Below are 12406 nucleotides of genomic sequence, written 5' to 3'. Positions count from 1 at the left end.
TCACATGCACATGTGACCAGTTGAGCCCACCGAGGTTTCCGGCAAGTGCGGCTCTGTTAGGCGCCCCGTACATCACGACAATTGAGTGGCGCGCGCACTCCTGATAGCAGCGACGTCCCAGTTCGCGCAGCAGGCCACGCCCCTGGAAGTGCCCGTCGACCATACTGTCGATCGGTTGTCCCCCAATCACAACCTTTGCGCCGTCTGTAAGCGGCACCGGCCACACAGTGTAAAACCCAACAATTCGATTACCTGCAAGAGCAACAATCCCTGGCGCGGTTCCGATAATTGTGTTGTTCCAGTGTTTCTGGTCGTACTCGACCGAGCGTGACGAACCCCATACGCGTTCGAACAGCTCGCGCAGGTCTTCCCAATGAGAGGGATCGTATACTTGGTAGTCAATCATGGACATGCCATTTCAAAACGAGCGCTAATGTGCAGGACTCATTGTTTAGCCAACTTGAAAATGATGTTGCTGAATGAGTGTCGCGGAAAAGGAGGTGGGGGCGCATCGATACACCCACGGGACGGAGCACTATAGCGGCCAGTCCAGCCATGTCTGATACGGCACATAGCACTGTTTGAAGAGATCGGAGAAGGACGTCCAAACAACCAGCACCACCCCGAGAGCCGCGTAGGGCGCTGCACTGAGAAAGAATCGACTGCGACCTCTGATAAGATAAGGCGTCCGCGCCATGATCATAAGCTGGATCGGCGCAACATAATAGCCGAAGCGGTCGCTGATCACTGACGAAACTGGTAAGAGAGCGATGGTACCGAGCATGGTCCAGGCACCGATGAGCGCCAATTTGTAATCGGCCGGAAAACGTTCCAGGTAGGCCCGCCGCAGAACGAGCAGGAAATAACCTCCGACGACTGCCAGCATCCCAGTCCTGTATATGGCGCCAGCGGCATCGACGCCTGCGTCGACGTAGCGGTCGGAATAGAAGGCCACCTTGTCAGTTAGCAGGAATAATGCACTCGGCAGCACGAGAATGCCAGAAAGGATCAAGGTGGCCCGCGTCACCCTGAACTTGACGAAAGGCGCGAGTGCCAAGAAGGCGAGCGCGCTGGTGTGAAAAAGACTCGCAAACACTACCAAAGCTACGTAGGTGATGGGTTGTCGCGAGCGAAACGCATTCAGCGCCAGGCAAATCATGCCGACCGCTGCGCCTTGTCGGATGCCGGACATCGGCAAGTTGATTACAAGAACAGGAAAAGCCAAAATTAATATGGCCAGAGGATTAGGCTCCCGTACTGCAAGTCTCGTAAGCCCCCAGAAAAAGAGCATCGCCATGAGGACGTTTAGATAGGGATATTCGAAGCCGAGTGAATGAAGTTGCGTCAACAGCAGCCAATAACCCGGCTCCGGTCCCGACACTGCCTCTTCTACGGTCAGATACTGCGCTGAAAGATAGTTATTTCGGTATCCGCTCCAATCGCATCCAACCTCGTATCGAAAAGCGACGAAGAGAAATAAAAAAAGCGCTACGATAGGAAACAAGGCCCGGCGAAGCTGTGCGCTTTTGAATGACAGAAAACCTGCAAGGAGAAGCGCCGCATAAGAAGCAACATAAATCAACTGCTCAGACCCTCATGAACACTGTGGAGGCGACGATGTCTTCCCTCTTTTGAGGTTGCATCTTCAGGTCGCTTGTCCTCAGCCAGCTTTGCAGCATCAAGAGGGCCCATAGTGTCCAGCCCGCATTATCCCGCCCCTCCTGATGAGCATCCCAAAGACGGCCGACGGCTCCCGCTTCGAGCACACCGGCTTCGCGGATCGCGGTGGATGTAATCAGATCTCCTGCCCACGCGCGCAGGGGGCCCCTGAGCCAACCATCCAAGGGGATGGCAAAACCCTGCTTTGGCCGTTCCATCAGTTGGCGAGGCACGTAACGGTCGAGAATATCGCGGAGTATGCGCTTGCCTTTGCCGTCCTTGATCCGTGCCGATATCGGAAGCCGCCAAGCCAGTTCCACCACCCGACGATCGAGGAATGGCGCCCGCGTCTCCAGCGACGCGCTCATCGCCGCGCGGTCGACCTTAACCAGGATATCCCCTGGCAGATATGTCAGCGCATCCGTCGCCATCATCCATTCAGCCGGCCTGAGATCACGCGCGACAGCGCCAAGGGAACGGCTTGCCGCCTCAGTGGCCGGCGACGCCATCAGCGAGGCCGGCGCGTTGCACGTGCTGACCAACCCACAATAGAGGGCTTCCCGGTCGCCCGCGTCCGCGAATGCCCGTCCGAACCGCGAGAGCTTGTCGACCGTGGTCACCGGCAATCCAAGGCCGCGCGCTGCGGGCCTGAGCCACGAGCGTTCACTTGTGCCAATTCGTTGCAGCACCTGCATCGAGCGGCCAGCCGCTCGGCGTAAGGGTTCTGGCAGCCACTGGCCCCATTCCAGCATGCGTGGGCCGAAGGTGTAGCGGTTGTAGCCGCCAAATACCTCGTCCCCGCCGTCACCCGACAGGGCGACGGTGACGTGCTGCCGGGTCAGCCGGGCGAGCAACAGCGTTGGTATCTGCGAGGGATCGGCGAAAGGCTCATCGTAGATCGTCGGCAATTCGCTGATAACGCTGAGGGCGTCCGCCTCCGTCAATGTGAACTCGGTGTGTGCCGTGCCGAGATGCTCAGCCACGCGGCGCGCGTGCGGTGCCTCGTTGAAACGGGCATCCTCAAAACCGATGGCGTATGTCCGCACCGGCCCTTTTGCCGCGCGCGTCATCAAGGCCGCCGTCAGCGAGGAATCTATGCCGCCAGATAGGAAGCAACCGAGCGGCACATCGCTTAGCATCTGGGAGCGCACGACCTCCGCCAGGCAGGCCTCGACCTCGTTGCACATCGAACGGTAATCGCCGCCGAGCGGCTCGGCGTCGGCTATCGTGGCGCCGAGCGACCAGTAGCTGCGGGGCTCGGCGAATGCCGCCTCGGCCGGGTGCGAAAGACGCACCAGTGCACCGGGCTCGACCTTCCGCACCCCCCGATAGATGCAGTGCGGCTCGGGTACGCAGGAATTGCGCAGGTAGGCCGCGACGCTCGCCGGATCAATCTCGGCCTCGAAACCTGGGGCTGCGCGCAGCGCCTTCAGCTCGGACGCAAACACCAGCGCCCTACCCGCGCGGCCAAAATAGAGCGGCTTTTCACCCATCCGGTCGCGCGCCAGCGTCAGCGTTCGCTCGGCCCGGTCCCAGACGGCCAGAGCGAACATGCCTGTCGCGCTTCTCAGCGCCGCCTCGGTGCCGTGACGATCGCAGAGGGCAAGCAGCGTCTCCGTGTCCGAATGCCCGCGCCAGTTCGGGGCGGCTCCCGCCGCTTCAAGCTCTCTGCGCAAATCCAGATGATTGTAAATTTCGCCGTTGAAAACCACGACATGGCGGCCAGACGCGGAGACCATGGGCTGGGCACCCGCGGGCGACAAATCGAGGATCGAAAGCCGCGCGTGGCCGAGTGCGATGCCCGCTGCGCCGTCGGCCCAGACGCCTCGCGCATCGGGGCCTCGATGATGGAGCCGCGCCGCCATGGCAGCCGCGACGATCTCGGCTTCACCCTGCCGCTGGCCTTCCGGCCACCAGATGCCTGCTATGCCGCACATGGTTCTCTACCGTTCACCGCGATTGCTCGCGCGACGCTGGCGTTCTTGCTCCATGACATCGTGCTACATCTCCGCAAGGCGCGGGCAATGCACGCGCCGGATCGGACGCTAGCGCGAGCGCGCCATCGCCTCATGCGCCCGAAGCCCTCGTCGGTATCTGGTCTCGCGAAGCGAGGAAGTTGCAGCCGTCAATTGCGGTGATGGCGAAGCCGGCGGCTGTGAGGATCGATGAAGTCCTGCCGCCGTCGCGTGCCCAGCTCTCGAACACTACGGCACGGGTCCGCTGGAGCATTTCTCGGGCTCCCGCGAGGGCCTGCGGCTCCGCTCCCTCCAGGTCCATCTTCATTATTGCAATCGTCTCGACGCCGGTGGTGATTGCATCGAGCGTCGTCGTCTCCACCTCGACGCTGCGCAAAGCGCGGCGAGGATTGGTGACGGTTGCAATGCTCGCCTGACCGAACAAGCCGTCGGCAACCTGGGCGTGAATCTTCTTGCCTGCACAGTCCGACAGGGCTTGCTCGACGATCTCTACCGCCTCCAGCCCATTGAGCGCCACGTTGTGGCGCAACCGTGCAGCGGTATCAGGCATCATCTCTACCGCGATCGTGTGTCCTTGAGGCCCTACGAGCCGAGCCATGAAAACCGTTACAGCCCCGATGTTCGCGCCAGCGTCGATGGCGACGTCGCCTGGTTTCAAGTACGCGCCGATCACCCGGAATATTTCGGCGTTGTTTGCCGGAAGCACATGCCCTAGATCGTCCGAACCGCCACGGATTGCGAAAGCTCCAAGACCAGGCACGCCGATCTCGGCATCGGTGAGCAACATCGGTGCGCGCCACTCGCCGATGTCGGCGAGTATGTCGAGCGGTGCCCGCATCGCCGAGCGGCGCAGTACGCGTCGGTCGGCCGAAGTTCTGCCGCGGACGCTGCGCAACACGTGCAGCCACGCGGCAAGACGCCGTCCATAGTTAGCTGTTGCAGCTATCGACTGGGTCATCGGCCGCGGCAGCGTCCTCTTCAGCACGGCGCGCAGGTCAGCGCGATTGTTGTTAAGCACGGCTGGTCTCCGGTTTTGGGGTCATAACGCACATCGACATGACGACGCCTGCGAGGGAGAGCACCGACAGATTGATGCCGCTCCGCCGCGCGGCGGCTATGAGGTGGCAGGCCAAACTGTCGCGATCCGACAGATTAAACGGCCGAGGGCTCAGGCGTCGCTCCGGTCACACACCGTAGTAATCGCGGTACCAGGCGACGAAACGAGCAACTCCCTCGTTCACCGGTGTCGCCGGTTTGTAGCCGACCGCGCGTTCGAGCCCCGAGACGTCGGCAAACGTGTCCGGCACGTCACCAGGCTGCAACGGCAGAAGTTCCACCTGCGCCGTTCGCCCGAGCGCCTCCTCTAATGCAGCCACGTACTCCATCAGTTTCACAGGCTGGTTGTTACCGATATTGAATATGCGGAACGGCGCGTTTGACGTGGCCGGATCCGGCCGGTCGCTCGACCAGTCCGGGTTCGCTTCTGCAATGCTGTCCGACGCCCGGATCACGCCCTCGGCAATGTCCTCGACATAGGTAAAATCGCGCGTGTGATTGCCGTGGTTGAAGAGCTTGATCGGCTCGCCAGCGAGGATCGCTTTTGTGAACAGGAACAGCGCCATGTCTGGACGCCCCCAGGGGCCGTAGACGGTGAAGAACCTCAAGCCCGTTGTCGGCAGGCGGAACAGGTGGCTATAGGCATGCGCCATCAACTCGTTGGCCCGCTTTGTCGCCGCGTAGAACTGAAGCGGGTGATCGACGCCCACATGCTCCGAGAACGGCATCGCGGTATTGGCGCCGTAGACGCTCGATGTTGAGGCGTAGGTCAGATGAGGCGTAGCATTGTGCCGGCAGGCCTCAAGGATGTTGGTGAAGGCAACGATGTTGGACTGCACATAGTCGTGCGGGTGGGTCAGGCTGTGTCGCACGCCGGCCTGGGCGGCCAGATGAATGACGCGGTCGAAGCGATGGGCAGCGAAGGCCGAGTTGACCGCCGCCTGATCTGCGAGGTTGGCGCGGATGAAGGTGAAACTGCCGGATTCGGGCGCTCGCGAAGTTTCAGCCAGTAACTCCAACCGCCGCTCTTTGAGCGATGGGTCGTAGTAGGCGTTGACCACATCGAAGCCGACTACGTCCGCGCCGCCCGCCAAGAGCGTCCTGGCAACATGGAAGCCGATGAATCCCGCCGTTCCCGTTACGAGGATGGTCACGTTTCGCCTCTCTCTGCCTTCGCTAGACTCTGACTCGCGACACTGAGCGAGCTCACTGTACGAACCTCGCTGCTATCTTTTTCGGAGGTCGCACGAGCAAGGATCCAGTTGCGCAAAAAGTTGCGGGCGTACCGCTCGAACAGAAAATAATACAGGAAGCCCGCGCCGATACTACAAAGCACCATAACAACAAGGCCGATTTCGACCGAAACCGGTATCCATGCATCTCTTAGAAGGCGCGCCGAAACAGCTATGGCCAGCGGGTGAATTAGATATATGGAGTACGATGCGTCGCCGAGCAGGACCAGCGTCGAAGGTGTGCTAAAGCCGCCATTTGTTTCAGCTCTGACCAAAGAAGGTATCAGCAGTGCGATTGCCGCGCCGACGAAAACCGATAACTCTCTGACAGCACCGAGTGCTATCCACGCACCTACCGCCGCGCCAGCCCAGAGCAGGGCTAGCTCGAGCCTTTTTCCGATGTCCCGAGCGAATGCTGCCGCTAGCAGGCCAAATATGAACTCGATGTTGATCGGCGCAAGCGCCGTTGCAAATGGCTCGGGAAGGGCCTGATTGGCAAGCATCGAAAACCAGAGTATCGTAACGAGCCAGAGGAAGAGCCCGAGCCATAGAAATCCAGAAAAGAAAAGAAGTCCAAAGATCAAGTAGAATGCAAGCTCATGCTGAAGTGTCCACGCAACGCTCAACGCGGGCGGCAAATCCCATGGGATGAGCGTCAATGTGGGGACCCAACTCCACTCCCTGTTCGCCTCGGAAGCAACTATCGGAAATGTGTAAAGCAAACCGAATGCTATTGCCAGGGGGAGGTACGGAGCGAATATTCGAGCCATCCGCAAAGCAAGAAATGTATTAAGCGTGCGTCTCTTGCCTGATTGGTGACTTATAGTGTGATAAATTACGAAACCGGACAGAACAAAAAAGAAGTCAATACGGAGATAGCCGTAGTTGAGGATGTCGTATTGACCTTCTCCGTGAAGGAAGTGGTTTCCGGCCTGGTTCGCATGATGTAGTACAACCATCAACGCGGCAATGCCTCGGCCTGCCTGTAGCGAATCAAGCTTGGCGCTGCGGATGGTCACGGCTACAGCCTCCCATCCGAAGCGGCCTTGGGGAACAGGCCCTTGACGTCGAATAATACGGCTTCGGGGCGACCAAGGGCCCGCACGCGCGCTGGCCCCATCTCAGCAAACTCGCGATGGCCGACGGCGAGTATGACGGCGTCGTAGCGGCCAGCCGCGGGCTCCCCGCTCTCCAGCGTGATGGCGAACTCCTTGTGCGCCTCCGCCGGGTCGGCCCAAGGGTCCCACACCTCGACCGTCGCGTTGAAGCCCTTGAGCTCGCGGATGAGGTCGATAACGCGCGAGTTCCTCAAATCCGGGCAGTTTTCCTTGAACGTCAGGCCCATCACCAGGATACGAGAGCCGACGACAGGCAAGCCGCGCTTCATCAGCAGGCGCGCGACGCGGTCGGCGACATGGCCGCCCATGCCGTCGTTGATGCGTCGGCCGGCGAGCACCACCTCAGGATGATAGCCGATCTCCTGCGCGCGATGGGTCAGGTAGTAGGGGTCCACGCCGATGCAGTGGCCGCCGACGAGGCCGGGCTTGAACGGCAGGAAGTTCCACTTTGTGGCGGCGGCGGCTAGCACCTCGCCGGTGTCGAGGCCGAGCTTGTGGAAGATGAGGGCAAGCTCGTTCATCAGCGCGATGTTGAGGTCTCGCTGCGTGTTCTCGATGACCTTCGCGGCCTCGGCGACCTCGATAGAGGCGGCTTTGTAAGTGCCGGCCGTGATGATGCTGGCGTAGAGACGGTCGATGGCCTCGGCGGCTCCCGGCGTCGAGCCGCTGCTTACCTTCACGATCGACGGCAACCGGTGCAGTTTATCGCCGGGATTAATGCGCTCCGGGCTGTAGCCGACGAAGAAATCGCGGTTGAAGGTAAGGCCCGAGTGCTTCGCGATGATGGGAACGCAATCGTTGACGGTGCAGCCCGGATAGACAGTAGACTCGAAGATCGCGACGCCGCCACGGCTGATTACCTTGCCCACAGACTCGGCCGCTCGTTTCAACATCGTAATATCGGGTCGCTTGGCGGCGTCGATCGGTGTCGGCACCGCGACGATGAAGACCCCGCAGGATCGAAGCTCTTCCAGTGAAGTCGTGTAGGTCAGATAGCGGGCGGCGGCCAGCTCATGCGGCTCGACCTCCCGCGTGCGATCGATCCCTTCGCGAAGGTCGGCAACACGGGCGGCGCTGATATCAAAGCCGATCACAGATCGTATCTTGCCGAACTCGACGGCAAGCGGAAGACCGACATACCCGAGGCCGATGACGCCAATAGTTTTGTCGCTCAGATCCATTAGCTGAATAACCTTTGAAGCTCGTTGAGCAATAATGTCGTCTTGCGAAGGGGGAGAGACGATCCGGTTAAACCTCGTGGCCACCTGCCCCCTAGCTTTACGGTCGAGGGTGGCAACTACCAAGCCAAGGATGAACGCCGCTGCTCGAAGCTTGTTGTCGTCTTTTTATTCTCAACAGGCGTTCTCACCCAAGCTACCGCACTTCGGGTGAAACGCCTTCACCCGAAGTGTTGGACAATAAATGATCAAAATAGCTCCATATACGATGGACACTGCTACCTTGATGGCATGCTTTATTGCGGTTAATGCGTATTAATTGGAGATAGCGAATAGCAATCGTCGTTTATTGCGCTACAATACATTCTCAGTCTTATAAGCAAGTTTTCCCTTCAGGACGCCGCCGGCGCTCAAGTCGCGCCAAGCCCGTTCGATTGCGGGGATGCAGATTCGTTCCCCGAACAGAACCATGGGTATGGTCCTTGCAGCGATCTCAAGATCCAGGCGCAAGCTCGCGTTGCGAACGTACCAGACGTCGAGAGCGGCCTTGTCTTCGGGAGAAATCGTCCGTCCGCCAACAACTTGCGCCCATCCTGTGAGCCCGGGGCGAACAAGCAGGCGCGCCCTGTAGGCTTCTGACTGATCGCAGGGCAACAGCGGTCGCGGACCGATAATGGACATGTCGCCCCGCATGATATTGAAGAGCTGGGGCCACTCGTCCAAGCGCAGCCTGCGCATCAGGGTGCCAATGCTTGAGAGACGCTCCTCGTCGGAAAGCCGGCGGCCATCGAAGGTGTGGGCGGCTTTCATGGTGCGGAATTTGTAAAGCCTGAACGGCGTGCCGCCGAGCCCCGGTCGCTGCTGCCAGAATATAACCGGAAAGCCAACAGTTGCCGCCACCACGAGGGCCACGATCACCATGAAGGGAGCGAAGATTACAAGCGCTGCGAAAGCAACAGTTGCATCGATTGCCCTTTTGAGCTTCCAGTAACGCCGCTTACTGATCTTCAGAAGCTCGAGGGGCGGAATTTCGAAGCTAAGCTCCGACGGGCGATTCGAGCGATAGGGTGTTGCTTGCGGCTTCAAATCGAGGCCCAAGGGCTCCGCCAGGAATTGCACAGTGATGTTTCTGGAGCGCTCCAAAGTTAGCAGAGTAGCGCGGTCCACAGCCGTGAGCGCATCGAAAGAGGTCGCAACGACGATTTTGTCGATAGTGATCCCATGCACTTCAAGGTCATTGAGGATATCATCGATATCTCGAAGTTCGCCCAGAACAGGATGAGTGGCAACGAGCCGCCCGACATGGCGATCGGTCCGACCGACTACACCCGCTATCACGATGCGGCCAGGGGCCAGTTCAGTGATTGCCTGTAGGTAAGTTTCGGCAAGCCTGGAAATGCCTACGACCAAAAGTGTTGAGACCGGTTCGGCATCAGTATGTCGTAGGAACCCTGCTGAGGCTTTGCGGATCTGCCGGCCATCGTGGGCGATCTTGTGAAGAACACGCGCGCCGATCAACAATGCCACACATACCAGGCATTGAATGAGTGGCAAGGAACGAGCAACACCGTCAAGGCGATTGTAGGCGAACGTTATCAAGACGGCGCCAATGATAACCAGTGTCAAAGTTGCAGTTATCTTCAAATATTCAGACTGGCTACTGAATCTCCAGATGGCTCTGGTAATCCCACCTATAGCAAAAACAAGAAAAGCTATCACCAATGTGGCTGTAAAATAGGGAACAAACTCCAATAATCGATCACGTGTCAGGTCGAAATTCTCTCTCAGCGCTAGAGCCAACAGGCTTCCAACGCCGACAAGGCTAACATCCAAGCTCAAAAGACCCAAGCGAGGCATCCGCGCGCACCATACTAGCTTCGACAAATATCTGCACAACTTCTACGGGATAAAAACGCAAATGCAATCCTATTCAGGCGCAGCCAACTGTTTATCCACGATTGCAGCAATTCAGAGTGCAACTTGGGCTGCACTTCGCTAGTATTCTGATTTTTTTGACAAGAATTCACGGCGCTGAAGGGCGCGGGTTCGTGTATCGGCACGAATACAACCAATTAAGCGTCTTGCGAGCAACTTGGACTCCACGTCATCTTCGCGTCCCCGATCACGCTCGGCCATTCGTCGAAGGCGAGGTTCGTCGTGACGATGATCGCGGTTCTCTCGTAGAGGCGGCTGATGAGATGGAACAGCAACTGGCCGCCTGCTTGCGCAAAGTTCGGGATGCTTGGGACTGAAGAAAGCGGTCGCATCTCGACCTGCCCTTTCCCCCGGCCCGCCGCTGGCGTGCACGCCGTCGGCTCAACCAGATAATGCGCGCACATCCGCAAGAAGCGTTGGTTGAGCTGGCGCGTTGCTTGTCTGATCGCGGCCAGACAAGGCGATCCGGCCAAGGAGACGACCTAAAGCGCTTTGAGGAATTCGATGAGTGCCTGGCGCTCTGCTGGCGTGAAGCTGAACCTCTTAATGAGCGGCGAGGTCTTCCCGGCAGCGCGCATGAGATCGTCAGTAGCTTGTTTGTCGCTCAGAGGACGCGTCTTGCCGCCTCCAATCTCGTAGAAGATGCAGCGATCGGAAGATCCGGTCACGACTTGCACGAGGAATTCGGCATAGAGCATGTGACGCTGCAAATCGAGCGCGGCGATGCCGAGTCCTGCGCGCTCGCTCCCGATAACGTCGTTTGAGCCCTCCACGTTCACCCCGGACGGAAAGAGGCTCGGGGCGAACGCCAACCCCGAGCCAATCCGTCCTGAGTGGGAGGGGCGGACGGAAGCCGTTGCAGCTTAGGCCGCCGCGCGGAAGATCGCCTCGATCTCGGCCTGCGTCGCCTGCTTCGGATTCGTGAAACCGCAGGCGTCCTTCAGCGCGTTCGTCGCGAGCGTCGGCACATCCTCGTCCTTCATGCCGAGTTCGGTAAGTCCCGCAGGAATGCCGACGTCCGACGAAAGCCTCTGGATGGCATGGATGCACGCATCCGCGCCCTGCGCATCCGACATGCCGGTGGTGTCCACGCCGAGCGCGTGCCCCACATCCTTGAGTCGCGTCGCCACCACCTGCGCGTTGTATATCTGCACATGCGGCAACAGGATCGCGTTACAGACGCCGTGGGGCAGGTCGTAGAAGCCGCCGAGCTGGTGCGCCATCGCGTGCACATAGCCAAGCGACGCATTGTTGAACGCCATGCCAGCCATGAAACCCGCGTAGGACATCGCCTCGCGAGCGGCGAGGTTCTGGCCCTCGGCGACCGCGTCGCGCAGGTTGTTCGAGATGATCGACACGGCCTTCAGTGCGCAAGCGTCGGTGATGGGCGTGGCGGCGATGGAAACGTAGGCCTCGATGGCGTGCGTCAGCGCGTCCATGCCGGTGGCGGCGGTCAGCGGGGCGGGCTTGCCGAGCATCAGCACGGGATCGTTCACCGAGAGTATCGGCGTCGTGTGCCGGTCCACGATGGCCATCTTCACCTGGCGCGCCTCGTCCGTGATGATGCAGAAGCGCGTCATCTCGCTTGCGGTGCCCGCTGTGGTGTTGATCGCGATCAGCGGCAGCTGCGCTTTCGCCGATTTGTCGACGCCCTCGTAGTCCTTGATGCTGCCGCCGTTGGTGGCGGTCAGCGCGACACCCTTCGCGCAATCATGCGCCGAGCCACCGCCAAGCGAGATCACGACATCGCAGTTTTCCTGCTGGAGAAGGGCCAGCCCGTCCTCGACGTTCTTCACGGTTGGGTTCGGCTGCGCGCCGGGGAAGATCGCGCTCGACACGCCGCGCTCTGTCAGGAGCGAAGCGACCTTCTCCGCCGCGCCGAGCTTATACATGCCCATGTCCGTCACAATAAGCGCACGCTTGAAGCCCTTCGCCTTCGCGTGATCGGCCGCGCCCGAGAGGCAGCCGGCGCCGAAGAGATTGAGCGAGGGGATGAAAAAGGTTGTTTCCGCCATTGGTGCTTTCCTTCCTTGAGAGTTTTTATCGCCGTGCGCTAGCGCGCCCTGTCGCGGCTGAGGTTGGCGGCGCTGCTTTCACGGAGCCGCTGGCCGGATCGCGGATGCGAGCCGGGGTTCGCGGACACAGATGCGCCCGCGACTTTCGGACAGCCTCAAGGGTTCGTGCGTTTGCACGTCGCCAAAGGGCTGAGTGTGAAAAGCCGCTCCGCCAGCGCGAAGCGGCGCGCCGATCAG

General features: G+C 59.9%; 10 protein-coding genes and 1 pseudogene. All 11 read right to left on the bottom strand.

Annotation, left to right across the window (positions count from 1 at the left end; genetic code table 11):
* The coding region (locus T281_RS18350; RefSeq protein ID WP_155955233.1) for a GNAT family N-acetyltransferase at positions 1-412 on the bottom strand (412 nt) is incomplete at its 3' end.
* Positions 413-535: 123 nt separating this feature from the next.
* On the bottom strand, positions 536-1582 hold the full coding sequence (locus T281_RS12645) for an EpsG family protein (RefSeq protein WP_037239540.1): 1047 nt from the start codon (positions 1580-1582) through the stop codon (positions 536-538).
* 4 nt (positions 1583-1586) lie between these two features.
* Positions 1587-3596 carry an asparagine synthase (glutamine-hydrolyzing) gene (asnB, locus tag T281_RS12640; RefSeq protein ID WP_037239539.1) on the bottom strand — a complete coding sequence of 670 codons (2010 nt, stop codon included), beginning with the start codon at positions 3594-3596 and terminating at the stop codon, positions 1587-1589.
* 130 nt (positions 3597-3726) lie between these two features.
* Entirely contained in the window at positions 3727-4653 is a 927-nt protein-coding gene (locus tag T281_RS12635) for an FkbM family methyltransferase (protein WP_155955232.1), read from the bottom strand.
* Positions 4654-4819: 166 nt separating this feature from the next.
* Positions 4820-5845 carry an NAD-dependent epimerase gene (locus tag T281_RS12630; protein WP_037239534.1) on the bottom strand — a complete coding sequence of 342 codons (1026 nt, stop codon included), beginning with the start codon at positions 5843-5845 and terminating at the stop codon, positions 4820-4822.
* On the bottom strand, positions 5842-6942 hold the full coding sequence (locus tag T281_RS12625) for an acyltransferase family protein (RefSeq protein WP_037239532.1): 1101 nt from the start codon (positions 6940-6942) through the stop codon (positions 5842-5844). Before T281_RS12625 ends, T281_RS12630 begins: the two co-directional genes overlap by 4 nt.
* Positions 6943-6944: 2 nt before the next feature.
* Complete coding sequence (locus T281_RS12620; RefSeq protein ID WP_037239531.1) at positions 6945-8222, bottom strand: nucleotide sugar dehydrogenase; 1278 nt, start codon at positions 8220-8222, stop codon at positions 6945-6947.
* Between the two features lie 351 nt (positions 8223-8573).
* Entirely contained in the window at positions 8574-10076 is a 1503-nt protein-coding gene (locus tag T281_RS18345; RefSeq protein WP_081796785.1) for a sugar transferase, read from the bottom strand.
* 245 nt (positions 10077-10321) lie between these two features.
* Positions 10322-10450: pseudogene (locus tag T281_RS19745) on the bottom strand (ATP-binding protein); the annotation flags it as partial.
* A 186-nt stretch (positions 10451-10636) separates the two neighbouring features.
* Positions 10637-10966, bottom strand: coding sequence for a hypothetical protein (locus T281_RS18815; protein WP_037239529.1), 330 nt, complete (start codon positions 10964-10966; stop codon positions 10637-10639).
* A gap of 51 nt (positions 10967-11017) precedes the next feature.
* Positions 11018-12169: an L-threonine dehydrogenase gene (gene yiaY / locus T281_RS12600; protein ID WP_037239526.1), complete on the bottom strand. Its 1152-nt coding sequence runs from the start codon at positions 12167-12169 to the stop codon at positions 11018-11020.
* Positions 12170-12406 lie beyond the last annotated feature (237 nt).

Source organism: Rhodomicrobium udaipurense JA643 (assembly GCF_000636015.1).
In the GTDB taxonomy this organism is placed as follows: domain Bacteria; phylum Pseudomonadota; class Alphaproteobacteria; order Rhizobiales; family Rhodomicrobiaceae; genus Rhodomicrobium; species Rhodomicrobium udaipurense.
The sequence above is the reverse complement of the archived record's forward strand: the minus strand, read 5'-3'. Positions and strand labels throughout refer to the sequence as shown.

What these genes read in the sequence shown, in the direction of transcription:
- T281_RS12620 (WP_037239531.1), bottom strand. Translation starts at nt 8,222, where the DNA reads ATGGATCTGAGCGACAAAACTATTGGCGTCATCGGCCTCGGGTATGTC.
- T281_RS18345 (WP_081796785.1), bottom strand. Translation starts at nt 10,076, where the DNA reads ATGCCTCGCTTGGGTCTTTTGAGCTTGGATGTTAGCCTTGTCGGCGTT.
- yiaY (WP_037239526.1), bottom strand. Translation starts at nt 12,169, where the DNA reads ATGGCGGAAACAACCTTTTTCATCCCCTCGCTCAATCTCTTCGGCGCC.
- asnB (WP_037239539.1), bottom strand. Translation starts at nt 3,596, where the DNA reads ATGTGCGGCATAGCAGGCATCTGGTGGCCGGAAGGCCAGCGGCAGGGT.